The 21,925-nt window shown below is 65.9% G+C and carries 26 protein-coding genes; 17 read left to right on the forward strand and 9 right to left on the reverse strand.

Going from position 1 to position 21,925, the window contains the following annotated elements; translation table 11 throughout:
- The first annotated feature begins 11 nt into the window (after nt 1–11).
- The 3 genes from QW868_RS05070 to QW868_RS05080 are packed head-to-tail and all read left to right on the forward strand — an operon-like array spanning nt 12 to nt 1,556.
- Nucleotides 12–788 carry a heme ABC transporter permease gene (locus QW868_RS05070; protein ID WP_315740696.1) on the forward strand — a complete coding sequence of 259 codons (777 nt, stop codon included), beginning with the start codon at nt 12–14 and terminating at the stop codon, nt 786–788.
- A 1-nt stretch (nt 789) separates the two neighbouring features.
- Nucleotides 790–969: a heme exporter protein CcmD gene (gene ccmD, locus QW868_RS05075; protein ID WP_316230059.1), complete on the forward strand. Its 180-nt coding sequence runs from the start codon at nt 790–792 to the stop codon at nt 967–969.
- Nucleotides 966–1,556 (forward strand): DsbE family thiol:disulfide interchange protein, encoded by a 591-nt coding sequence (locus tag QW868_RS05080; RefSeq protein ID WP_316230060.1) that lies wholly within the window; start codon nt 966–968, stop codon nt 1,554–1,556. Before ccmD ends, QW868_RS05080 begins: the two co-directional genes overlap by 4 nt.
- A 105-nt stretch (nt 1,557–1,661) precedes the next feature.
- On the opposite strand, the gene QW868_RS05085 is transcribed toward QW868_RS05080, so the two are convergent.
- Together QW868_RS05085 and ftsY are read right to left on the reverse strand one after the other, a co-directional pair.
- Nucleotides 1,662–2,264, reverse strand: coding sequence for a septation protein A (locus QW868_RS05085; RefSeq protein WP_315740693.1), 603 nt, complete (start codon nt 2,262–2,264; stop codon nt 1,662–1,664).
- 119 nt (nt 2,265–2,383) lie between these two features.
- Nucleotides 2,384–3,331 (reverse strand): signal recognition particle-docking protein FtsY, encoded by a 948-nt coding sequence (ftsY, locus tag QW868_RS05090; protein WP_315757133.1) that lies wholly within the window; start codon nt 3,329–3,331, stop codon nt 2,384–2,386.
- 59 nt (nt 3,332–3,390) lie between these two features.
- Here ftsY and QW868_RS05095 point away from each other — a divergent pair, with 59 nt between their 5' ends.
- Entirely contained in the window at nt 3,391–4,287 is an 897-nt protein-coding gene (locus QW868_RS05095) for an RNA pseudouridine synthase (RefSeq protein ID WP_316230061.1), read from the forward strand.
- A gap of 173 nt (nt 4,288–4,460) precedes the next feature.
- A complete protein-coding gene (locus QW868_RS05100; RefSeq protein ID WP_316230077.1) occupies nt 4,461–5,609 on the forward strand; it encodes an IS4 family transposase in 1,149 nt (382 codons plus the stop codon).
- Nucleotides 5,610–5,634: 25 nt separating this feature from the next.
- Here QW868_RS05100 and mtaB read toward each other — a convergent pair whose 3' ends face one another.
- Together mtaB and dapF are read right to left on the reverse strand one after the other, a co-directional pair.
- A complete protein-coding gene (gene mtaB / locus QW868_RS05105) occupies nt 5,635–6,927 on the reverse strand; it encodes a tRNA (N(6)-L-threonylcarbamoyladenosine(37)-C(2))-methylthiotransferase MtaB (protein ID WP_316230062.1) in 1,293 nt (430 codons plus the stop codon).
- On the reverse strand, nt 6,924–7,790 hold the full coding sequence (gene dapF / locus QW868_RS05110; protein WP_316230063.1) for a diaminopimelate epimerase: 867 nt from the start codon (nt 7,788–7,790) through the stop codon (nt 6,924–6,926). Before dapF ends, mtaB begins: the two co-directional genes overlap by 4 nt.
- Before the next feature lie 170 nt (nt 7,791–7,960).
- Here dapF and QW868_RS05115 point away from each other — a divergent pair, with 170 nt between their 5' ends.
- Complete coding sequence (locus QW868_RS05115; protein ID WP_316230064.1) at nt 7,961–8,731, forward strand: GyrI-like domain-containing protein; 771 nt, start codon at nt 7,961–7,963, stop codon at nt 8,729–8,731.
- A gap of 5 nt (nt 8,732–8,736) precedes the next feature.
- Nucleotides 8,737–9,447 carry an SIMPL domain-containing protein gene (locus QW868_RS05120; RefSeq protein ID WP_316230065.1) on the forward strand — a complete coding sequence of 237 codons (711 nt, stop codon included), beginning with the start codon at nt 8,737–8,739 and terminating at the stop codon, nt 9,445–9,447.
- A 214-nt stretch (nt 9,448–9,661) separates the two neighbouring features.
- Here the strand turns inward: QW868_RS05120 and QW868_RS05125 are convergent, their stop codons facing one another.
- Nucleotides 9,662–10,654 carry an MBL fold metallo-hydrolase gene (locus tag QW868_RS05125; RefSeq protein WP_316230066.1) on the reverse strand — a complete coding sequence of 331 codons (993 nt, stop codon included), beginning with the start codon at nt 10,652–10,654 and terminating at the stop codon, nt 9,662–9,664.
- A gap of 413 nt (nt 10,655–11,067) precedes the next feature.
- On the opposite strand from QW868_RS05125, the gene ffh reads away from it, so the two are divergent.
- From ffh to QW868_RS05160, 7 genes are all read left to right on the forward strand, one after another.
- Entirely contained in the window at nt 11,068–12,618 is a 1,551-nt protein-coding gene (gene ffh / locus QW868_RS05130) for a signal recognition particle protein (RefSeq protein ID WP_316230067.1), read from the forward strand.
- A gap of 140 nt (nt 12,619–12,758) precedes the next feature.
- Nucleotides 12,759–13,091, forward strand: a complete 333-nt coding sequence (gene rpsP, locus QW868_RS05135) for a 30S ribosomal protein S16 (RefSeq protein ID WP_008964221.1) — start codon at nt 12,759–12,761, stop codon at nt 13,089–13,091.
- 127 nt (nt 13,092–13,218) lie between these two features.
- Nucleotides 13,219–13,812: a ribosome maturation factor RimM gene (rimM, locus tag QW868_RS05140; RefSeq protein ID WP_315811912.1), complete on the forward strand. Its 594-nt coding sequence runs from the start codon at nt 13,219–13,221 to the stop codon at nt 13,810–13,812.
- Between the two features lie 202 nt (nt 13,813–14,014).
- Nucleotides 14,015–14,791: a tRNA (guanosine(37)-N1)-methyltransferase TrmD gene (gene trmD / locus QW868_RS05145; protein ID WP_316230068.1), complete on the forward strand. Its 777-nt coding sequence runs from the start codon at nt 14,015–14,017 to the stop codon at nt 14,789–14,791.
- Between the two features lie 109 nt (nt 14,792–14,900).
- Entirely contained in the window at nt 14,901–15,284 is a 384-nt protein-coding gene (gene rplS, locus QW868_RS05150) for a 50S ribosomal protein L19 (protein WP_015663536.1), read from the forward strand.
- Nucleotides 15,285–15,688: 404 nt separating this feature from the next.
- Entirely contained in the window at nt 15,689–17,095 is a 1,407-nt protein-coding gene (leuC, locus tag QW868_RS05155) for a 3-isopropylmalate dehydratase large subunit (protein WP_316230069.1), read from the forward strand.
- 191 nt (nt 17,096–17,286) lie between these two features.
- Nucleotides 17,287–17,502, forward strand: coding sequence for a hypothetical protein (locus QW868_RS05160; protein ID WP_315715897.1), 216 nt, complete (start codon nt 17,287–17,289; stop codon nt 17,500–17,502).
- An 84-nt stretch (nt 17,503–17,586) separates the two neighbouring features.
- On the opposite strand, the gene QW868_RS05165 is transcribed toward QW868_RS05160, so the two are convergent.
- The 4 genes from QW868_RS05165 to QW868_RS05180 form a co-directional block, all read right to left on the reverse strand.
- Complete coding sequence (locus QW868_RS05165; protein ID WP_316230070.1) at nt 17,587–18,228, reverse strand: hypothetical protein; 642 nt, start codon at nt 18,226–18,228, stop codon at nt 17,587–17,589.
- 322 nt (nt 18,229–18,550) lie between these two features.
- Nucleotides 18,551–18,826 (reverse strand): hypothetical protein, encoded by a 276-nt coding sequence (locus tag QW868_RS05170; RefSeq protein ID WP_315740680.1) that lies wholly within the window; start codon nt 18,824–18,826, stop codon nt 18,551–18,553.
- 94 nt (nt 18,827–18,920) lie between these two features.
- Nucleotides 18,921–19,190 carry a hypothetical protein gene (locus QW868_RS05175; RefSeq protein ID WP_315770562.1) on the reverse strand — a complete coding sequence of 90 codons (270 nt, stop codon included), beginning with the start codon at nt 19,188–19,190 and terminating at the stop codon, nt 18,921–18,923.
- Between the two features lie 275 nt (nt 19,191–19,465).
- Nucleotides 19,466–19,774 (reverse strand): hypothetical protein, encoded by a 309-nt coding sequence (locus tag QW868_RS05180; RefSeq protein ID WP_409997714.1) that lies wholly within the window; start codon nt 19,772–19,774, stop codon nt 19,466–19,468.
- A 143-nt stretch (nt 19,775–19,917) separates the two neighbouring features.
- Between QW868_RS05180 and QW868_RS05185 the strand changes: the two genes are divergently transcribed.
- The 3 genes from QW868_RS05185 to QW868_RS05195 all read left to right on the forward strand — a co-directional run bounded on the left by QW868_RS05185 (nt 19,918) and on the right by QW868_RS05195 (nt 21,891).
- Complete coding sequence (locus tag QW868_RS05185; protein ID WP_315740677.1) at nt 19,918–20,316, forward strand: metallopeptidase family protein; 399 nt, start codon at nt 19,918–19,920, stop codon at nt 20,314–20,316.
- Between the two features lie 90 nt (nt 20,317–20,406).
- Entirely contained in the window at nt 20,407–21,009 is a 603-nt protein-coding gene (gene leuD, locus QW868_RS05190; protein WP_315715892.1) for a 3-isopropylmalate dehydratase small subunit, read from the forward strand.
- An 81-nt stretch (nt 21,010–21,090) separates the two neighbouring features.
- On the forward strand, nt 21,091–21,891 hold the full coding sequence (locus QW868_RS05195) for a hypothetical protein (RefSeq protein WP_316230071.1): 801 nt from the start codon (nt 21,091–21,093) through the stop codon (nt 21,889–21,891).
- Nucleotides 21,892–21,925: the final 34 nt, after the last annotated feature.

Consider the following 21,925-nt stretch of genomic DNA (forward strand, 5'->3'; position numbering starts at 1 on the left):
ACAAGGGTCTCATGTCGCTGATCGACCTTGCCAATCCCACCCGGTTCCTCGGCCTCGCCGCACGGTTGCTGCCGTGGCTGGCGCTGGTCACGACCGCGCTGCTGGCTGCCGGCCTGTACCTCTCGGCGCTGGCGCCCGACGACTATCAGCAGGGCGCGACCGTCAAGATCATGTTCATCCACGTGCCCAATGCGTGGCTGTCGATGTTCGTCTGGGGCGTCATGAGCATCGCCTCGCTCGGCACCCTGGTATGGCGGCATCCGCTCGCCGACGTCGCCGCCAAGGCCGCCGCCCCGATCGGCGCCAGCTTCACGTTCCTCGCGCTGCTCACCGGCTCGCTGTGGGGCCGGCCGATGTGGGGCACCTATTGGGAGTGGGATGCCCGGCTGACCTCGGTGCTGATCCTGTTCCTGATGTATCTCGGCCTGATGGCGCTGTGGCGCGCGGTCGAGGATCCCACCCGCGCCGCCCGTGCTGCCGCCGTGCTGACGCTGGTTGGCGCCATCAACCTGCCGATCATCAAGTTCTCAGTCGACTGGTGGAACACGCTGCATCAACCCGCGTCGGTGATGCGGATGGGCGGTCCGGCGCTCGACAAATCATTCCTGATCCCGCTGCTGGTGATGGCAATCGGGTTCACGTTCCTGTTCGTGACGCTGCATGTCGCGGCGATGCGCAACGAGATCCTGCGTCGTCGTGTGCGCAGCCTGCAGATGATGCAGGCGCGCGCCTACACAACGACCGCACCAGCCGACGATCCGGCCGGCCAGATCGCGGGAGCGGCTTGATATGGACCTCGGCCCCTATACCCCCTTCATCGCCACCTCCTATCTTGCGGCGGCGCTGGTCGTGGTGGTGCTGATCGGCTGGATCGCCATCGACTACCGCACCCAGAAGGCGCGGCTGCGGGCGCTTGAAGACAGCGGCATCAGCCGGCGCTCCGGCCGTGCCGCGACGGACATCCAATGACCGAACCGACGGAGCCGGCGCCGCGGCGCCGCTCATTCCTCATGCTGCTGCCGCTCGTGGTGTTCCTCGGGCTGGCGGCGCTGTTCTGGTCGCGCCTCGGCAACGGCGATCCGTCAAGCATTCCGTCGGCGCTGATCGGCCGTCCAGCGCCGGCCACACTGCTGCCGCCGCTGCCGGAGCTGGCCAAAGACGGCACCCCAGTGCCCGGACTCGATCCGGCGGCGCTCAAGGGCAAGGTCAGCATCGTCAACGTCTGGGCATCGTGGTGCGTGCCCTGCCACGACGAGGCGCCGCTGCTGGTCGAGCTCGGCCGCGACAAGCGCTTTCAGATCATCGGCATCAATTACAAGGATGGCGCCGACAACGCCCGCCGCTTCCTCGGCCGGCACGGCAATCCCTATGACGTCGTCGGCGTCGACGGCAATGGCCGCGCCGGCATCGAATGGGGCGTCTACGGCGTGCCCGAGACCTTCGTGGTCGGACGCGAGGGCACCATCGTCTACAAGCTGGTCGGCCCGATCACGGCGCAGAACATCGATGCGGTGTTGAAGCCGGAGATCGAGAAGGCGTTGAAGGCGGGATCGTAGTTCAGGCGTCGTTGCTAGCCAACGGGTCGGGGAAGCAATCCAGAGTCCTCGCGCAGCCCTGGATTGCTTCGTCGCTACGCTCCTCGCAAAGAGGGCACGGCGGAGCTACCCCTTGCTCACATCCCCCTCGGCCGCATCGCTGGCTTCGAGCGACGCCGGGTCCTGGTGGTAGCGCTTGATCAGCGGCATCTGGGCGATGGCGAAGATCATGGTCAGCGGCACAACCCCGAAAGCCTTGAAGCCGACCCAGAAATCGGTGCTCTGCGTGCGCCAGATGATCTCGTTCAGCACCGCCATCGCCGCGAAGAACAGCGCCCAGCGGAAGGTGAGGATGCGCCAGCCCACAGCCGTCAGGTTGAACATCTGATCGAACATGATCGCGATGAAGGAGCGGTTGAACAGCAGACCGCCGCCGAGCACGGCCGCGAACAGGCAGTAGATGATGGTCGGCTTGACCTTGATGAAGGTCTCGTCGTGCAGCACCAGGGTCAGCGTGCCGAACACGATGACGACGACGGCGGTCACCAGCGCCATCAGCGGCACGTGCCGCGTCACCACATAGGACGCGATCAGCGCCGCGATGATCGCCACCATGAACGCGCCGGTCGCAGCGAACAGATTGAACTTGGCGTTGACCACGAAGAACACGATCAGCGGACCGAGTTCGGTGGCGAGCTTGAACAGCGGATGCGGCTGGGTCTTGTCCATTCCATGTCCCGTTGGCTGTCATCATCCGCGGCCGCGGATGATCCAGTAGCCTCTGATGTCTCGTGGCGGAGGAGGCGCGCAACGGGCGGAAAGGCTCGCAGGCGCGCCGCACCGTGACGTCAATCCTCGATTCCCGCAATCGCCCGCGCGAAATCCTTGGCGGCGAACGGGGAGAGATCGTCGACCCCCTCGCCGACGCCGATGAAGTGCACCGGCAGCTTGAACTTCTCCGACAGCGCCACCAGGATGCCGCCGCGCGCCGTGCCATCCAGCTTGGTCATCACGAGGCCGGTGACGCCTGCCGTACGATGAAACGCCTCGACCTGCGACAGCGCATTTTGTCCCACCGTCGCGTCGAGCACGAGCAGCACCGCATGCGGCGCCGACGCGTCGACCTTGCGAATGACACGCACCACCTTTTCGAGCTCGTTCATCAGCTCGGCCTTGTTCTGCAAACGACCGGCGGTGTCGATCAACAGAATGTCGCGGCCCTGCTCCTTGGCCGCGGTGATGGCGGTGAACGCAAGGCTGGCCGAGTCCGAGCCCTGCGCGCCGGCGATGACCGGCGCCTTGGTGCGCTCGCCCCAGACCTTGAGCTGCTCGATGGCGGCGGCGCGGAACGTGTCGCCCGCCGCCAGCATCACCTGCCTGCCCTCGGACGCAAATTTCGCGGCCAGCTTGCCGATGGTGGTCGTCTTGCCGGAGCCGTTGACGCCGACGACGAGAATGACGAACGGCTTGTGGCCCGGCGCGATCTCGAGCGGCTTCGCCACCGGCGACAGCACCTTCTCGACCTCGGTCGCGACCACCGCCTTCACCTCGTCGGCGCTGATCGCCTTGTCGTAGCGGCCGGTCCCGACGGCCTCCGCAATCCGCGCAGCGACCTGGGTACCGAGATCGGCGCGCAGCAGCACGTCCTCGATGTCGTCCAGCATCGCGCGGTCGAGCTTGCGCTTGGTGACGAGATCGGCCACGGCCGTGCCGAGCGCGCCGGAGGTGCGCTTCAGGCCCGCGGACAGCCGCCGCCACCACGACAGCTTGGGTGTTTCGGAGGTGGTATCGTTCATGGCGTGGTGTTAGCCCTTTCCATTCGCAAACGAAAGCTCACACCCGCGTTACGGTTTCCATGGACATTAACCAACCCAGCGACGAGGAGATGCTCGCCCGCGTGCTTCATCGCGACGGGCTGATGCTGGTGATCGACAAGCCGGCCGGCATTCCCGTGCACAAGGGACCAAAGGGCGGACCGAATCTCGAAGCCTCGTTCGACGCACTGCGCTTCGGCCTGCCGCGCCCGCCGGTGCTGGCGCATCGGCTCGACAAGGAAACCTCGGGCTGTCTGGTGCTCGGCCGTCATCGCAAGGCAACGGCCTCGCTCGGGCTTTTGTTCAAGCACGGCAAGATTTCGAAGACCTATTGGGCGGTGGTCGAGAGCGGGCCTGACGCTGACGAGGGCGTGATCGATCTGCCGCTCGGCAAGCTCAACGCCGAGCGCGGCTGGTGGCAGAAGCCGGATCCGCAAGGGCAGCCGGCGGTGACGAAATGGCGGGTGCTGGGGCGGTCGTATTCGCCTGCCAGGCAATCCCTGAACTCCCCTCCCACTCGTGGCAACGACCCGCCTCCGCCTGCCGGCGGGGAGGGGTCGGGGGTGGGGGTCCCCACGGGCAGTGTCGCTTGGAGCCACCCCCCTCCCCAGCCCTCCCCCACAAGGGGGGAGGGAGCGCAGCTGCCAGGTGTAGAGTCAGTGCACTCCACTCGCGGTCCGCGGCTCACCTGGCTCGCCATGGAACCAGTGACCGGCCGCACCCATCAATTGCGCGTGCATTCGGCTGCGTCGGGCTGGCCGATCGTCGGCGACAACATCTACGGCAACGGCCCGCGCTTCGGCGAGCCGCGGCTGCATCTGCACGCGCGCGAGATTTCGATCCCGCTGTCGAAAAACAAGCCGCCGGTACACGTGGTGGCGCCGGCGCCGGTGCACATGCATGAGCGACTCAGGATGTGCGGGTGGAACGGGGAGTGAGCCGCCGCATCAGGCGCAAGCGAGACCTGGGCTCGCACCACACCTACCGCCGTCATCGCCCGGTTCAACCCACGGCTGTCCGGTTTAGACTGAGTGGACAAGGCGCATGGCGTGGATTCTTCTACGGTCTTGAGCATCGCCAAATATTCGAGACACGCCAGGAAGATCACGCCATGCACCACCACAATACTGTATTTCACGCGCTTCAGAAGCACGTTCCTTGGAGAGTGTTCGACCGCCTTGTGGAAACGCATAAGGCAGACAGGCGCGTACGCCGGCTCAGTACCCGGAACCAGTTTATTGCTCTGCTCTATGCGCAGTTGGCTCGAGCAGAGAGCCTGCGTGCCATTGAAGCGTCTTTCGAGAGCCATGCTGCGCGGCTCTATCACGTCGGTGCAAAGGAGGTTTCGCGTTCGACTTTGGCCGATGCCAATGCAAAGCGGCCCCATGAAGTCTTCACGGCGCTCCTGGTCGAGATGATGAAGCGCTGTGAACGGAAGCTGGCAGGCGAGGTCGCGGATGCTGTCTATCTGATCGATTCGACCAGGTTTCCCCTAACGTCGTTCAGCGGCGACTGGGCCAAGTTCAGCAGCGGCATCAACAGCTTCAAGCTGCACGTCGTCTATAATCCTGACACCGAAAATCCGACGTCGGCTGAGGTGACTGCAGGAAATGTCAACGACATCACGATGGCGAAGTCGCTTCCGATCCGCCCGGGCGCCACTTACGTCTTCGACCTTGGTTACTATGATTACGGCTGGTGGGCCGAACTCAACAAGGAAGGGTGCCGTCTCGTCACCCGTCTCAAAGCCAATACCAAGCTTAGGGATGTGACTGAGAACGAGGTCCCCAAGGGCTCTTCGGTCATGTCCGACCGTGTCGGTCTCTTGCCCGCAAGGCTCGCAGCGTCCCGCCAAAACCCGTTCCAGGACCCTATCAGAGAGATCAGGGTCTCTACGGAAACCGGCAAAATCCTACGCATCATCACCAACGATCTCGATGCATCGGCTGAAGAAATCGCCAACCTCTACAAGCGCCGCTGGCAGATCGAACTGTTCTTTCGCTGGGTTAAACACACACTGAAAATCCGTCACTTTCTCGGAACCTCCGAGAACGCCATCCGGATCCAGATCGCCGTGGCGCTGATTGCTCATCTCCTGCTACGCGCAGCCCACAAGCTGCAAAGCAGTGTCACGAGCTTGCAGGCGTTCACAGGTCTGATCACTCAAAACCTCATGCACCGCAGGAGGATCGATGGACTACTCGATCCTCCACCACCGACCATTCGAGATGATCGCCAGTTGAGCCTTAGTATATGCTAGAAACCTCAACCGGACAGCCGTGGGTTCAACCGGGCGATGACGGCGGGGGCGGGACTAACAGCCTGCCCCCATCATGACCTGACATCGTGAGGCGCTGCACGGTGCCCATCGTGTGACCCGCTACGGCCACCGGCAGATAATGCTCCGTCCGGCCCTGCGTCTCGCTCTCGATCAGCACCTCGCGCAGGCAGCCGATCTCCTGCTCCAACCGCCGCCGCAGCGCCGCTTCTCCCGCAGTCCGCAGCCGCCGCGCCCGCTCGCGGATGACGGTGCCGTCCACCTGCGGCATGCGCGCGGCCGGCGTGCCCGGCCGCGGCGAATAGGGAAAGACGTGCAGGAAGGTCAGCCCGCATTCCTCGACGAGATCGAGCGAGCGCGTAAAACTCTCCTCGGTCTCGGTCGGGAAGCCCGCGATCAGATCGGCGCCAAGCGCGATGTCCGGCCGCAGCCGGCGCACCTGAGCACAGAATGCGATGGCATCGGCGCGCGCATGCCGCCGCTTCATGCGCTTCAGGATCAGATCGTCACCCGCCTGCAGCGACAGATGCAGATGCGGCATCAGCCTCGCATCATCAGCGAGGGCATCGAGCAGGTCGGCATCCGCCTCGATCGAATCGATCGAGGAGATGCGCAGGCGCTTCAGCTCGGGCACGTGGCGCAGGATCTGCTTCACCAGCCGGCCGAGCTTGGGTGCGCCCGGCAGATCCGCGCCATAGCTCGTGAGGTCGATTCCGGTCAGCACGATCTCGGCATGGCCGCCCTCGCTCAGCGCACGCACCTGATCGACCACGGCGCCCATCGGCACCGAACGCGAATTGCCGCGGCCGAACGGGATGATGCAGAACGTGCAGCGATGGTCGCAGCCGTTCTGCACCTGGACGAAGACACGCGGCAGGCCCCGCTGGAAGCCATCGACCAGATGCGGCGCCATCTCCGTCACCGCCATGATGTCGGAGACGGCGACCTTCTCGGATGCATCGATGCCGAAGCGTGGCACGGCCAGCGCCTGTGTCGTCGCACGCCACGCGTCGGGCTGCAGCTTGTCGTCATTCCCGATGACGCGGTCGACCTCGGGCATGGAAGCGAACATGGTGGCCTGCGTCTGCGCGGCGCAGCCGGTCACGACGATGCGCGCCGCGGGGCGCTCGCGCTTCAGCTTGCGGATGGATTGGCGCGCCTGCGCCACGGCCTCGTTGGTGACGGCGCAGCTATTGATGACGACGGTGTCATCGGCGCCGGCCGCCTCGGCATGTTTCGCGATCAGCTCGGATTCGAACGCGTTCAGGCGGCAGCCGAAGGTGACGACGTCGACGCTCATGCGACGCTGGCGAACATCGACGGCTCGAACCGCCCCTCGAACTCGAACGCGGCGGTGCCCGTCATCAGCACGTGATCGTCGCGCTCGCGCCACTCGATCGTGAGGTCGCCGCCGGGCAGCGTCATCTGCACGATCCGGTTGGCGCGCTTCAGCCTGGCAGCCGCGACCGCGGTCGCGCAGGCCGCCGAGCCGCAGGCCTTGGTCAGCCCCGCGCCGCGCTCCCAGGTGCGCATCGTGATGTGGTCGCGATCGACGATGTGGGCGAGCGTGATGTTCGCACGCTCCGGGAAAATCGGATGGTTCTCCAGCAGCGGCCCGAAGCGCTCCAGATCATAGGCATTGACGTCGTCGACCCAGAACACCGCGTGCGGGTTGCCCATGTTGACGACCGAGGGCGAATGCAGGATCGGGGCATTGATCGGCCCGATCTGCAGCTCGATGTAGCGGGTGTCGCGGAACTCCTCGGCGAGCGGAATCTCCTGCCAGCCGAACTTCGGCACGCCCATGTCGACGGTGTAGAGGTCGGGCGCCGGCCCCTGCCAGCAGTTCAACAATCCGGCGCGGGTCTCGAACGTCGCGCTGGTCTGGCCGGTCTTGCCGAACACCTGGCGCACCACGCAGCGCATGCCGTTGCCGCAGGCGCCGGACTCCGATCCATCGTTGTTGTAGATGCGGATGAACGCTTCGGTGCCGTCGAGCCGCGGCGGCTGCAGCACCATCAGCTGGTCGTAAGGCACCCGGGATGCCACCGCCCGCGCCTCGTCCGGCGTGACGACATGCTTCACGTCGCGCAGATCGACCACGACGATCTCGTTGCCGATCCCGTTCATCTTGACGAAGCTGTGGTTGGCCAGCGCGCTCATGAAAATATCCAAATTGTGTCCGCCTTATATGGCGAATGGCGCGGCATTGACCAGCCTGCAGAGCGACATGACGCATCTGTCATGGGACGCCGCGCCGCCGAGCATGTTAGGACCGGTTCATTCGCCGGCACGAACCGGGCAAAGCAGCACGGCCACTGGAGAATAGTCGAATGAATCTCAGCACTTTCCGCCTCGTTCTGGCCGTGAGCTCGGTCGCGCTTCTGCTCGGCGGCACGCTCGCCCGGGCCCAGGCGCCGTCGGCCTCGCCGGCTCCGGCGGCCTCAGCCACGCCCGCACCGGCCCCGAGCGCGCTACCGGCCCCGGCGGTGCCGGCCTCTCCTGCGCCTGCCGCGTCGGCCAGTCCGGCGCCCGCGACCAGCCCGACGCCGGCCGCCAGCGCAAGCCCCTCGCCGTCGTCATCTCCGACCGCAGCCCAGTCCCCGGCCACGTCGCCGCCGGCCGCGGCGCCAGCCCAGGCGGCCGACGCCTTCGGCGACGAGATCAAGCTCGAGGCGAAGAAGGTTGTCCTCGTCAAGGGCACCGCCAATTGGGACAATGCGTTCGAAACGCTGATCGACTCCTTCAAAACGCTGTCGGCCACGCTGGACAAGCAGGGCATCAAGCCCGCCGGCAACGGCATGATCGTCTACACCTCGACCGACGACACCGGCTTTACCTTCCTGGCCGAGATGCCGATCGAGCAGGAGCCGAAGACGCTCGGCAAGGGGATGAGCATCGGCCAGTCGCCCGAGGGCAAGGCGCTGAAGTTCGTCCATCGCGGCTCCTACGATAACATGGACAACACCTACGAGGCGATCACCAACCACCTCGACGAGCGTCGGCTGGAGGCCAAGGACACCTTCATCGAGGAGTACCTGACCGACCCCTTGAAGACGGCCGAAGACAAGCTCGTCATCAACGTCTACGTGCCGCTGAAGTGAGCACCATGATCATCAGATCGATGTTTGTAGCCGCACTTGCGGCGAGTACGGCACTGCCGGCGCTGGCGGATGACATCGCCCGTCAGGACACACCGGCGATCACCGTCAGCGGCGAGGCCAGCGTGTCGGCGCCGCCGGATCTGGCGCAGATCGACGCCGGCGTGGCGTCCGACGCCAAGACCGCGCGCGAGGCGGCCGAGGCCAATAACGCCGCTATGGCCAAGGTGCTGCAGGCGCTCAAGCAGGCGGGGATCGCCGACAAGGACTATCAGACCTCGCGGCTGTCGCTGCAGCCGCAATATGCGCAGAACCGGCCGGCCCAGCCGGCCGTGACCGGCTATCGCGCCAGCAATCGCGTCACCATCAAGGTGCGCGACGTCGCCAAGGTCGCCAGCGTGATCGACACGCTGGTCGCGGCCGGCGCCAACGATGTCGGCAACATCTATTTCAGCGTCGCCGAGCCGTCCAAGCTGCTCGACCAGGCACGCGAGAAGGCCGTCGCAGACGCCCGCCGCAAGGCCGAGATCTACGCCAAGGCCGCCGGCGTGACGCTGGGCCAGCCGCTCAGCATCTCCGAGGACGGCGCTCCGGCGCCGGTGTTCCGCGCCAAGACCTTCGCCGCACCGATGGCCGCGACGCCGACGCCGGTGGCACAGGGCGAGGAGACGCTGGCGATCACGGTTAACGTGACCTGGGCGATCAAGCCGGGGCAGTAAGGCGCACTCCCTTCGGCGCGGCCCATTCACGCGCGGTCGTGAACCCACAGCGCGACGACAAACTCGGTGTCGTCCCGGCCAACGCGCCGGGACCCATAATCCGCGGCGGATGTTGTCGTGCAAGATGGAGCTGCTGATCTTCGCAAAACTTGATCCGGTGGTGATGGGTCCCGGCGTTCGCCGGGACGACACCTTTTGTGGTTGCGACAGCGAGTCAGATCTCCACCACCTGCCCCGGCTTCAGCACGCCGAACCGCTCGCGTGGAATGCCGGCGGAATCGAGCGCAGCGTGCAGGGCGTGGACCGGCGCGTCGATCGCCTCGTCCGTCAGTTGGAACGTGCCGTGGTGATGCGCCAGCGCGGCCTCCGCGCCGCAATCCTGCAGCGCCTGCACGGCGTCCTCTGGGTTCATGTGCTGGTCGCGCATGAACCAGCGCGGCTCGTAGGCGCCGATCGGCAGGATGGCGAGCCTGATCGGCGCGTGCTGCTCCGCGACGCGGCGAAAATGCTTGCCCGTGCCGTAACCGGAATCGCAGACGATGTAGACCCTGCCGCGCGGCGTCTCCAGCACGAAACTCGCCCACAGCGCCTTGTTGCGGTCGAAGAGCCCGCGCGCCGTCCAGTGCCGCGTCGGCACCAGGGTCACGGCGACCTCCTCGTTCAGCGTCACGCGATCGTGCCAGTCATAGGCCTCGGCGCGGATCTTGGAGTCAGCGTCGATCATCGTAAGGTCGTTGCCGAGCGGCGTGACGACCCGCGGCGAAAAGCGCGCGGTCAGCTTCGACAAGGTCCGGAGGTCGAGATGATCGTAGTGCCCGTGCGACACCAGCACGACGTCGATATGCGGCAGCCCCTCAAAGGCGATGCCGGGATCATTGTGCCGCCGGGGACCGGCGAACGCGAATGGCGACACCCGCTCCGACCAAACAGGATCGATCAGGATGTTGAGCCCGCCGGTCTGGACCAGCCAGCTGGCGTGGCCGATGAAGGACAGCCGCACTGTCTCGCCGTCGATCCGGTGCGGCGGCGTGTCGGCGTGCGGGCTCGCCGCCCAGGACGGCCAGCGGGAACGCTTGCGGTTGCGGTCGAACTGCCAGCGCAGCACCTGGGCGAGGGATTTGGGCGGAACGCCGTCGGGATCGTAGAAGCGCTTGCCGTCGAAATGGTCGGTGACGGGGCCGGAATAGGTCCTGGAACGGCGCAGCAAGGTCGTCCTCGCAAGGGAAAGCTGAACTGGCGCAAGAGGTAAGCGCCCCCACAGGGTCCGGCAACGGGACGGCGAGAAGCAAGTTTCCTTGACTTTTGCGGCTACTGAAGGTTTAACCCGGCCGAATTTCGGAAAGTTTCGTCTTTTCGAGCCACCGCCCGGCCCTGGAGGCCGGAGGTCACCGCCCGACAGCGCTGTGCGCCCTCGGGCGCAAACGTGTTTGGAACTTCCGTTTCGGCGAGCCTTGCCGAAACATACGTGGTGGTCATCACCCGCGAAAGCGGGTGATCCAGTACTCCGAGACGGTGCGGCTCGATCCGAGACGCCGCGGCGTACTGGATGCCCCGTTTGCGCGGGGCATGACGACCGAGCAATTCAAGCGCCTGCGTTCCGCAGGACAAAGGACGAAGCAAGTGTTCGACAATCTGTCGGAAAGGCTTGGCGGCATTCTCGATCGGCTGACGGGGCGTGGCTCCCTGTCGGAGGCCGATGTCGACGCCGCGATGCGCGAGGTTCGCCGGGCGCTGCTCGAGGCCGACGTCGCGCTGGAGGTTGTCCGCAGCTTCACCGAGCGCGTGCGCGAGCAGGCGATCGGCGCCACCGTCGTCAAGTCCGTCACCCCCGGCCAGATGGTCGTGAAGATCGTCCATGACGAGCTGGTCAAGACGCTCGGCGACGACGGCCAGACCATCGACCTCAACGCCGTGCCGCCGGTGCCGATCATGATGGTCGGCCTGCAGGGCTCGGGCAAGACCACCACCACCGCCAAGCTCGCGCGCCGCATGGTCCAGCGCGACAAGCGCAAGGTGCTGATGGCCTCGCTCGACGTCTACCGTCCGGCCGCCATGGAGCAGCTCGCGGTGCTCGGCCGCGACTTGGACATCCCGACCCTGCCGATCGTCGCCGGCCAGATGCCGCCGCAGATCGCGCGCCGCGCCATCGAGGCCGCCAAGCTCGGCGGCTACGACGTGGTGCTGCTCGACACCGCCGGCCGCACCACGCTAGACGAGGACATGATGAAGGAGGCCGCCGAGATCAAGGCGGTCGCCAACCCGCACGAGGTGCTGCTGGTCGCGGATTCGCTGACCGGCCAGGACGCCGTCAATCTCGCCCGCGCCTTCGACCAGCGCGTCGGCCTCACCGGCATCGCGCTGACCCGTATCGACGGCGACGGCCGCGGCGGCGCGGCGCTGTCGATGCGCGCGGTCACCGGCAAGCCGATCAAGCTACTCGGCACCGGCGAAAAGACCGACGCGCTCGAGGACTTCTATCCCTCGCGCATCGCCGGCCGCATCCTCGGCATGGGTGACATCGTCTCGCTGGTCGAGAAGGCCGCGGCGAACATCGACGCCGAGAAGGCCGCGCGCGCCGCCGAGCGGATGCGCAAGGGCCAGTTCGACCTCAACGACATGCGCGAGCAGCTGCAGCAGATGGCGCAGATGGGCGGCATCGGCGGGCTGATGGGCATGATGCCCGGCATCTCGAAGATGAAGAACCAGATCGCCGCCGCAGGGATCGACGACAAGATCCTCAAGCGCCAGGTCGCGATCATCGATTCGATGACGCGCGAGGAGCGCAAGCATCCCGACCTGCTCAAGGCGAGCCGCAAGAAGCGCATCGCGGCCGGCTCCGGCCAGAGCGTCGAGCACGTCAACAAGCTGCTCAAGATGCACCGGAACATGGCCGACGTGATGAAGGCCATGGGCTCCGGCAAGCGCGGCCCGCTCGCCGGCATCGCCCAGGCGATGGGTTTTGGCGGCGGTGGCGGCATGCCGTCACCGGATCAGCTCAAGGCGCTCGCCGAGAAGATGCCGGGCGGCCTGCCCGGCGGCGGGCTGCCGAACCTGCCGAAGGATCTGCCCGCCGGCCTTCGCGGCGGACTGCCGAATCTCCCCGGCCTCACCGGTCTCAGCGGCAAGCCGACGCTTCCTGGTCTTGGCCTCCCTCCGGGAAAGAAGAAATGATCTCACTCCCGTCATTGCGAGGCGCGAAGCGGCGAAGCAATCCAGAGTCGCACACGCCGCCCTGGATTGCTTCGCTTCGCTCGCAATGACGATCACATCCACCGTTCACATCAATACATCGACCTCAAAGGAGAACTTTCATGTCCGTCGTCATCCGTCTCGCCCGCGCCGGCACCAAGAAGCGCCCGGTCTATCACGTCGTCGTCGCCGACTCGCGCTTCCCGCGTGACGGCCGCTTCATCGAGCGTCTCGGCTACTTCAATCCGCTGATGCCGAAGGACAACGAGGCACGCCTCAAGCTGGACATGGAGAAGGTGAAGGGCTGGCTCGCCAAGGGCGCGCAGCCGTCCGACCGCGTCGCCCGCTTCCTCGACGCCGCCGGCGTCAAGAAGCGCGAAGCCCGCCAGAACCCGATCAAGGCCGTGCCGCGCAAGGAGCGCAAGGCGCAGGCTGAAGCCGCCGCCAAGGGCTAAGGTCGTTGACGAGCGCGGCCTCATGCTTCGAGACGCGCGGCTTGCGCCGTGCTCCCTTGCATGAGGAACTGGCTCCTCCTCCTGAGGAGCGCGCGTTTGAGCGCGTCTCGAAGGACGAGGCACGCTGATGTCCAAGCTCATCTGTGTCGCCAGAATCGGCGCCGCGCACGGCGTGCGCGGCGAGGTTCGCTTATGGGCTTTCACCGAGGATCCGCTGGCCGTGCTGCATTACGGCCCGCTCACGACCAAGGACGGCAGCCGTTCGTTCGAGGTCGCGAAAGCGCGCGAGGCCAAGGACCATCTGGTCGCAACCATCAAGGGCGTCACCGACCGCAATGCGGCCGAACGCCTCAACGGGCTCGAGCTCTACGTGCCCAGAGACCGCCTGCCCGAGACGGCTGACGACGAATACTACCACGCCGACCTGATCGGCCTCGCCGCGGAGACCGCTGACGGCGCGCAGCTCGGCCGCGTGCTCGCCATCCATAATTTCGGCGCCGGCGACATCATCGAGATCGCCCCGCCCTCGGGCAGCACATTGATGCTGCCGTTCACCAATGCGGTGGTGCCGACGGTCGATCTTGCCGGCGGCCGCGTGATCATCGAGCTGCCAGCGGAGATCGAGGGCGATGATGAATCGGCCTCGGATGAGTTGGCCTCGGATCAAGACGACGCCGCCTCAAACTCCGCTCGTCGTCCCCGCGAAAGCGGGGACCCATAACCACCGCAGCTGATTGGCTTGCGCGGGACTGGCCGCGTGCCGCGTTTCGACATCACGCGGTATGGGTCCCGGATCGGCGCCGCGACGCGCGGGTACGCGTCACGGCTTGTCCGGGACGACACCGGTAATGGAGAGTTGCATCAGTTGGCCAGCGCCGCTGCGGGGGCTCGATCTCACCGCGCCGGTGCCGTAACAGAGCATCATGACCGCTTCGCCTTCCGCCCCTCCCGCGCCCTGGCACGCCACCGTGCTCACCCTGTTCCCCGAGATGTTCCCAGGGCCGCTTGGCGTCAGCCTGGCCGGCCGGGCGCTGGCGTCCGGCATCTGGGCGCTGGAGGCGCGCGACATCCGGGCGTCGGCCACCGACAAACACCGCAGCGTCGATGACACCCCCGCCGGCGGCGGGCCCGGCATGGTGCTGCGCGCCGACGTGCTGGCCGCCGCGATCGACGCCGCTACCATCGCGCCTGAGCGGCCGCGGCTGCTGATGAGTCCGCGCGGTCGGCCCCTGACACAGGCCTTCGTCCGCGACCTCGCCGCTGGCCCAGGTCCGCTGATCGTCTGCGGTCGCTTCGAAGGCATCGACCAGCGCGTCATCGATGCCCGCGCGCTGACCGAGGTCTCGATCGGCGACTACGTGCTGTCGGGCGGCGAGATCGCCGCCCTGGTGCTGATCGACGCCTGCGTCCGGCTGCTCCCAGGCGTGATGGGCAAGCTCGAATCGGGCACCGACGAGAGTTTTTCCGATGGCCTACTTGAATACCCGCAATACACCCGGCCCCAACTATTCGAAGGCCGGACCATTCCGGATGTGCTCACCTCGGGTGACCACGCCAAGGTCGCCGCTTGGCGCCGCGCCCAGGCCGAGACGCTGACTGAAGCGCGAAGGCCGGATTTGTGGGCCGAATGGCAGGCGCGCGACGACCGAGAACAAAGAGAGACCGGCCAAAAAGAGCCAAAAAGCACGACAGACGGGTGACAAGCCTCGCGCTTTGGCTTATAGGAGCGCCCAATTCCGCAAGTGACGGCAGGAACAAGCGCAGCCCCCGCGTGACCCGGCTGGGCGCGCCGCCGATGGAGATTTACCCGTGAACCTGATTCAGCAGCTCGAAAAAGAGCAGTTCGACAAGCTGTCCGCCAACAAGACCATTCCGGAGTTCGGCCCAGGCGACACCGTGATCGTCAACGTGAAGGTGGTCGAAGGCGAGCGCACGCGCGTGCAGGCCTATGAGGGCGTCTGCATCGGCCGGTCCGGCGGCGGCATCAACGAGAGCTTCACCGTGCGCAAGATCTCCTATGGCGAGGGCGTGGAGCGCGTGTTCCCGATCCTCTCCCCGATGATCGATTCGATCAAGGTCGTGCGCCGCGGCAAGGTGCGTCGCGCCAAGCTGTATTACCTGCGTCAGCTGCGCGGCAAGTCGGCCCGCATCGTCGAGAAGCAGGACCGGCAGCAGACCGCCGTCAACGAGTAATCGTTGCGTCCATTGGATTGACCGAAAGCGCGGGCTGGTCCCGCGCTTTTTTGTTTTTCTCCGTCATTGCGAGCGGAGCGAAGCAATCCAGAGCCGAGCAAGGACTCTGGATTGCTTCGTCGCTCCGCTCCTCGCAATGACGGCGGGCACAAACGCATCTCGCACTTCGGCGGCTGCGTGCTATATAACGCTCTCGAATGGTTCTAGATCGCACCAGCATGGCCTGTCGCCGCGTCGTCATCGACGATCGCCGCCGGCTGCCCGGGCGGTTCTTCGGACGCTTCGCCACCTCGGCGACATCAGAGCTTAGGCGCGCGCTGTAAGCCGCAGCGCCATTCCTGATTGTTCACGCGTGCCCCTCACGCGTCCTGTTTCAAACCTTAAATTCCCGGGAGCATTCGCTCATGTCGAAACCGACCACGCTGTACGACAAGATCTGGAACGACCATCTGGTGCACGAAGCCGAGGACGGCACCTGCCTGCTCTACATCGACCGTCACCTGGTGCACGAGGTCACCTCGCCGCAAGCGTTCGAAGGCCTACGCGCCACCGGCCGCAAGGTGCATGCACCGGAGAAGACGCTCGCCGTCGTCGACCACAACGTGCCGACCACCGACCGCACCAAGCCGAACCCTGATCCGGAGAGCATCGAGCAGATCAAGGCGCTCGCCGAGAACGCCAAGGAATTCGGCATCGAATATTACAACGAGTTCGACCGCCGCCAGGGCATCGTCCACGTCATCGGCCCCGAGCAGGGTTTCACGCTGCCCGGCACCACGATCGTCTGCGGGGATAGCCACACCTCGACGCATGGCGCGTTCGGCGCGCTGGCGCACGGCATCGGCACCTCCGAGGTCGAGCATGTGCTGGCGACGCAGACCCTGATCCAGAAGAAGGCCAAGAACATGCGCGTCACGGTTGACGGCGTGCTGCCGGACGGCGTGACGGGCAAGGACATCATCCTCGCCATCATCGGCGAGATCGGCACCGCGGGTGGTACCGGCTACGTGCTGGAATATGCCGGCGAGGCGATCCGCGCGCTGTCGATGGAAGGCCGCATGACCGTCTGCAACATGTCGATCGAGGGCGGCGCACGAGCCGGGTTGGTCGCGCCCGACCAGAAGGCGTTCGACTTCCTGCGCGGCCGTCCCAAGGCGCCGAAGGGCGCGGCCTGGGATGCGGCGATGCGCTACTGGGAGACGCTGCGCTCCGACGACGGCGCGCATTTCGACCATGAGCTCCGGCTCGACGCCGCCAAGCTGCCGCCGATCGTGACCTGGGGCACCTCGCCCGAGGACGTGATCTCGGTAACCGGCGTTGTGCCCGATCCGGACAAGATCGCCGACGAGGCCAAGCGCATCTCCAAGCATCGCGCGCTGAAGTACATGGGCCTGACCGCGGGCACGAAGATCACCGACATCAAGCTCGACCGCGTCTTCATCGGCTCGTGCACCAACGGTCGCATCGAGGATCTGCGCGCCGCAGCCAAGATCGCCGAAGGCAAGACCGTCAGCGGCCACGTCAATGCGATGGTCGTGCCGGGCTCGGGCATCGTCAAGGAGCAGGCGGAAGCCGAGGGCCTCGACAAGATCTTCGTCAAGGCCGGCTTCGAATGGCGCGAGCCAGGCTGCTCGATGTGCCTCGCCATGAACCCGGACAAGCTGGCGCCCGAAGAGCGCTGCGCCTCGACCTCGAACCGAAATTTCGAGGGACGCCAGGGTTTCAAGGGCCGCACCCACCTGGTGTCGCCGGCGATGGCTGCGGCGGCCGCGATCGCAGGACACTTCGTCGACGTGCGCGACTGGCGCTGACGTCATCTCGCTGCTTCACATCCGGCACGGCGGCCGGTCTACAAACGAGCGCGATGGCTTCACCCAGCCGTCGCGTTTTTCATTTCACCTCAACATCGACACAGTTCGGCAATGGCTTCTTAAGTCTCAGCGCGCACAATCCTACCGCCGGACGCGCTGCGTCTGCAGAGGAACGTGCCGAGGAGCCTGACATGGCCGACAAGCCGGAATACGTCGACCTCATCCGTGATGCGACGCGCCAGCGCCGGAAGACGCCGCCCGCCAAGATCATTGCCCAGCCCGAGGCTCCGAAGGAGGAGCGGCGGCTGTCGAACTGGCCGCCCGGCCGCTTTGCCAAATGGCGCCTGGAAACGCTGGTGCCTTGGAAGCTGAGCGTGAGGAACTGGCAGTTCAAGGACTGGCTCTGACCGCCGCGCCCCACTCATCCCCTTGAAATGAGAGAAGGACGCCGTTGAGCGTCCTTCCCTGTCTCGTTCGAACTTCAGACAGCGTCAGTAGTAGCGCCAATGGTGCCGGTGGTGGCGATGATGCCACCGGTGATGAGGACGCCAGTGATGACCTCGCCAATGCCGATAGTGGCAGATGCGGCGCGGCCCGTAATAGGTCCAGACGACGCGACAACGGCGATAAGGATAGTAGTAGCCCGACGTATAGACCGGCGTGTAGTAGCTGCGATAGCCGTAGAAGTGCCGACGGTGGTGATGGAAGTACGGCCGGTAGGCATAGTGCGGACGATAATGATAGCCGCCGCCATGGAACACCGGCCGCGGGCCGAATCCGCCGTGAAAGGCCGGGCCGCCGCCGTGGAAGACGGGACGCGGACCACCGCCTCCGAAGGCGTGGCCGCCGCCATGGAACGCCGGGCCACCGCCGCCGCCGTGGAAGGCCGGTCCGCCGTGAAATCCACCACCGCCGGGATGTCCGCCGCCGCCACCCCCGCCATGGCCGCCGGGTCCTCGGACCTGAACGGCCAACACGTCGGAGGGCGCCTGCGTCGCAGGCCCGGCGCCGGGACTCACCGGCGACATCGCAAGCGCCGGCCGGCCGGACGCGCCGGCCAAGAGAAACAATGTCGCCGCCGCAAGACTGAGGCGACGAGCCAGACCAGCGCGCTGGTCCTTCATCCTCATCATGGTCCCTTCTCCCTGAATGCCGTGCAACGATGGACCCATGCAGCGCCGATGCTGGTCGTCCGATCGGTGGATTGGCGCGCCCCAACATGAACGTAGAGATAGCGACGTGAATGCGGCATGAATGATGCTCGTCAGTGATGCACGGTGTACGCGCATCTGCGGCGTGGCGTCGCGGCGGAGGAGATGCACGTGAGCCTCTACGTCGTTGTGCAACTCAGGATCACGGATGCCGACGCAAGGGCTGACGCGCTGCTCGTGCGGGGACTTCGCAACTAACCACGCGCAGGCATTTGCTCCGCGAACGCGACGCGCTGACATGGCCTCAATCGTAGAACGGCGTGAATAGAACCAAGGGGCCCGGCGGATAGGCCGGCGCGTAGTCCGTGGGACGGTCAAGATAGTGGGGCACCTCCGCCGTCGACACCACGGGCTTCACTCTGCGACCCTCCCGGCGCGGGCCAGGATCCGTTGCGGTCTGACGCGCCTGCGTGACGGCGGGGCCTGCGGCGACAGGAGAGGTGGCAGCGGAACTCGCGAGCAGCATCGCCACCGTGACGATGCCGATCCCGAGCCAGGTTCTGTTGACTGATGGTTTCATGGCGAACCTCGTTACCAGCCCCCATCAACGTACAGGCCCGCAAAGCGGGCCTGTTTGATTTCGGTCATTGTCTCGATCGGCCGGAAAGCGCGGCTTACCAGCGGCCGTGATGGCGATATCCGTAGTGATGCGGCCGCCAGTGATGCCGCGGATGATAGTAATGCCGAGGATAGTAGTGGCGCCGGGGATGCCAATGGTGGCGGCCGTGCCAATGCGCCTGCGTGGTCTCCTGCGCCGTGCCCTGCTGCACCGCGGTCGCGGTGCCCGGATTGATCAGCGACAGCGCCTGCGCGCGTTCGGCGGGGGCAGCCATCGCGAGAACGGCGCCAACCGCCGCGATGCCCAACAGCTTCATCACAGTCATGAACTTCTCCCTCGATCGCCTGACATCACGTCCGGCACCGTACATTCCGCCTTGTCAGTTGCCTGAAGGGCGGCCGCAGCAGCGCGACGCAGACCAGTCTCGAACGAGCGACGTGAATGGGACATGAAGACCTGCGCAGGAGCAGAATGCCGATATGTCGCACATGGTTCCACCGCAGTGCGCGACATATCGGCACTGTGTCCGGACGGTGACGTCGCCGCGCTCGATCCGCGCCTCGCCGCGCCGCCAAGCAGCGCAGTGCGCGGGACCAGCAGTCAGCCGCGTCGCCAGACGCAACTCATATGCGGGACGATCACGGTGCCGCTCGGCCGATGCTCTGGAACATAGGTGGCATCGCATACACGAACCGCGTTCGGACCCGGATTGAAGCGCGGCACCACATCGGGCTGCCAATGGCCCTCGTAGCGCGGATAGATCTGGATCCGTCGTTGCCGACGCTGCGCGGAGAGATCCGTGCTCATCTCGCTCTGGACGGCGCCGCGTACGCCCGCGGCCTGCTCCGCTTGCGCTCCCGCCGAGATCGAGATCACGACCGCCGCGGCCAGCGCCGTCCCGGCCAGCACCATCGACATCTGTCTCATCTGTCCCCAACCCCCAATTCGCGCGCCAAGACGGTCGCCGTTTTCATCCCCTGCGTCAACCGGCGCCGCCCCACATGTCATAGAACCAAGATGCAAGATGATCAAAGCCGGGCTAGAAGGCGGCAATGTGGACGGATCTGAAAGCCCCATCGCTCGCCGACATGGAAGTCATGGCGCACGAGATGTTCGAGCGTCTGCCCGAGCATTTTCGCAGGCTTTGCGAGGGCGTCATCATCCGGGTCGACGACTTTCCGACCGAGGAGGTGCTCGACGAGATGCAGGCCGAAAGCGAGTTCGACCTGCTCGGCCTGTTCCAGGGCACGGGACTGCCGTTTCGCAGCAATGACGACCTGCCCCGGCTGCCCAACATGATCTGGCTCTACCGCCGTCCGATCCTGGATTACTGGGCCGAGCACGACGAGAGTCTTGGGCACATCGTCCGCCACGTCCTGATCCACGAAATCGGCCACCATTTCGGAATGTCCGACGACGACATGGAGGCGATCGAGGCGTCCGTCGACTGACGACCCGGCCGATAGCACCGGGATTTTGACTTTATCCGCCCTGCCGTTCGGGCTAAACAGCGGCCTGCCCGTATTCTCGAAGGTGCCCCGATGGACAAGTTCACCACGCTGGAAGGCGTCGCCGCGCCGCTGAAGATCATCAATGTCGACACCGACATGATCATCCCCAAGCAGTACCTGAAGACCATCAAGCGCACCGGCCTCGGCAAGGGCCTGTTCTCGGAGCAGCGCTACAAGGACGACGGCAGCGAGAACCCGGATTTCGTGCTCAACCAGCCGGCCTATCGCAACGCCAAGATCCTCGTCGCCGGCGACAATTTCGGCTGCGGCTCGAGCCGTGAGCACGCGCCCTGGGCGCTGCTCGATTTCGGCATCCGCTGCGTGATCTCGACCTCGTTCGGCGACATCTTCTACAATAACTGCTTCAAGAACGGCATTCTGCCGATCCGCGTGTCGCAGGCCGATCTCGACAAGCTGTTCGACGACGCCGAGCGCGGTGCCAACGCGACCTTGACGGTTGATCTCGCCAACCAGGAGATCCGCGGCCCCGACGGCGGCACCGTCAAGTTCGACATCGACCCGTTCCGCAAGCACTGCCTCCTCAATGGGCTCGACGACATCGGGCTCACGCTGGAGAAGAAGGCCTCGATCGACAGCTACGAGGCCAAGCTGGCCGAGCGCGCCTGGGCCTGAGCCCCGCTTGAAGGCAGAGAGTTCGCGGGCCCCGGACCTCGTCCGGGGCCTTGTTTCGAGAGCAGCCCAGCAGGTCCGCCGTTGACGCGTGTATTGCCCGAGGTCGTCACCTTCTGGCGCGGGCCGCTCGACCGGCTGCGCCAGACCTGCCTGCGCTCGCAGCTCGCCGCCGGCCACAAGGTCACCGTCTACAGCTTCGATCCGCTGCCCGGCCTGCCCGACGGCGTCGGCAATGCCGAGGCCGAGGCGGTCCTTCCTTACGCATTCTCCGAACGTCTCAGGCCGCCGCAGCCCGACGGCAGCTGGCGCGATTGGACCACCTTGCAGTTCAGCGACTTCTTCCGGATGCGGCTGATGGCACAGCGCGCCGGCCTCTGGCTCGATGCCGACGTGCTGCTGCTCAGGCCGGTCGAGATCGATCCGGCTCTGCCCTACTTCGCCTGGGAGCGTCCGCGGCAGCTCGGCAACTCCGTGCTCTACCTGCCGCCGGACGATCCGATCGTCGCCGAGTTCGCTGCGCTGATGGCGCAGGACGAGCTGACGCCGAACTGGCTGTCGCTGCGTCATCGCCTCACCTTTGCGATGCGCCGCCTGCGCGGCGGCTCCGACCGCCTCTCGGACATCCGCGTCGCCATCTTCGGCCCTGCCGCGCTGACGGCGCTGGCCCGCCGCCACGGCTCGCTGCGCCACGCGCTGCCGAAGCGCAGCTTCTACGCTGTCCATGCCGAGCCGAAGGCGTTCTTCGATCCCTCTGACTTCTCCGGCCTGATCGGCGATCCCGCGATCATCGGCCTGCACATCTCGCCGAAGGGCCGCGGCGGCGAGGCGCCGATCCCTGGCAGCCTGTATGCGTGGGCGGCCGATCGATTTGCCCCGCGCTGACCTTCGCCGCGCAGCTTTGCGGCCTGCGCAGGAC

The organism is Bradyrhizobium sp. SZCCHNR1051 (assembly GCF_032489615.1).
GTDB lineage: Bacteria > Pseudomonadota > Alphaproteobacteria > Rhizobiales > Xanthobacteraceae > Bradyrhizobium.

Excerpts from the sequence above, each read along its gene's own strand:
- QW868_RS05070 (WP_315740696.1), top strand. The coding sequence starts at position 12 with ATGTCGCTGATCGACCTTGCCAATCCCACCCGGTTCCTCGGCCTCGCC.
- ccmD (WP_316230059.1), top strand. The coding sequence starts at position 790 with ATGGACCTCGGCCCCTATACCCCCTTCATCGCCACCTCCTATCTTGCG.
- QW868_RS05080 (WP_316230060.1), top strand. The coding sequence starts at position 966 with ATGACCGAACCGACGGAGCCGGCGCCGCGGCGCCGCTCATTCCTCATG.
- QW868_RS05085 (WP_315740693.1), bottom strand. The coding sequence starts at position 2,264 with ATGGACAAGACCCAGCCGCATCCGCTGTTCAAGCTCGCCACCGAACTC.
- ftsY (WP_315757133.1), bottom strand. The coding sequence starts at position 3,331 with ATGAACGATACCACCTCCGAAACACCCAAGCTGTCGTGGTGGCGGCGG.
- QW868_RS05095 (WP_316230061.1), top strand. The coding sequence starts at position 3,391 with ATGGACATTAACCAACCCAGCGACGAGGAGATGCTCGCCCGCGTGCTT.
- QW868_RS05100 (WP_316230077.1), top strand. The coding sequence starts at position 4,461 with ATGCACCACCACAATACTGTATTTCACGCGCTTCAGAAGCACGTTCCT.
- mtaB (WP_316230062.1), bottom strand. The coding sequence starts at position 6,927 with ATGAGCGTCGACGTCGTCACCTTCGGCTGCCGCCTGAACGCGTTCGAA.
- dapF (WP_316230063.1), bottom strand. The coding sequence starts at position 7,790 with ATGAGCGCGCTGGCCAACCACAGCTTCGTCAAGATGAACGGGATCGGC.
- QW868_RS05115 (WP_316230064.1), top strand. The coding sequence starts at position 7,961 with ATGAATCTCAGCACTTTCCGCCTCGTTCTGGCCGTGAGCTCGGTCGCG.
- QW868_RS05120 (WP_316230065.1), top strand. The coding sequence starts at position 8,737 with ATGATCATCAGATCGATGTTTGTAGCCGCACTTGCGGCGAGTACGGCA.
- rpsP (WP_008964221.1), top strand. The coding sequence starts at position 12,759 with ATGTCCGTCGTCATCCGTCTCGCCCGCGCCGGCACCAAGAAGCGCCCG.
- rimM (WP_315811912.1), top strand. The coding sequence starts at position 13,219 with ATGTCCAAGCTCATCTGTGTCGCCAGAATCGGCGCCGCGCACGGCGTG.
- trmD (WP_316230068.1), top strand. The coding sequence starts at position 14,015 with ATGACCGCTTCGCCTTCCGCCCCTCCCGCGCCCTGGCACGCCACCGTG.
- leuC (WP_316230069.1), top strand. The coding sequence starts at position 15,689 with ATGTCGAAACCGACCACGCTGTACGACAAGATCTGGAACGACCATCTG.
- QW868_RS05160 (WP_315715897.1), top strand. The coding sequence starts at position 17,287 with ATGGCCGACAAGCCGGAATACGTCGACCTCATCCGTGATGCGACGCGC.
- QW868_RS05165 (WP_316230070.1), bottom strand. The coding sequence starts at position 18,228 with ATGATGAGGATGAAGGACCAGCGCGCTGGTCTGGCTCGTCGCCTCAGT.
- QW868_RS05170 (WP_315740680.1), bottom strand. The coding sequence starts at position 18,826 with ATGAAACCATCAGTCAACAGAACCTGGCTCGGGATCGGCATCGTCACG.
- QW868_RS05175 (WP_315770562.1), bottom strand. The coding sequence starts at position 19,190 with ATGACTGTGATGAAGCTGTTGGGCATCGCGGCGGTTGGCGCCGTTCTC.
- QW868_RS05185 (WP_315740677.1), top strand. The coding sequence starts at position 19,918 with ATGTGGACGGATCTGAAAGCCCCATCGCTCGCCGACATGGAAGTCATG.
- leuD (WP_315715892.1), top strand. The coding sequence starts at position 20,407 with ATGGACAAGTTCACCACGCTGGAAGGCGTCGCCGCGCCGCTGAAGATC.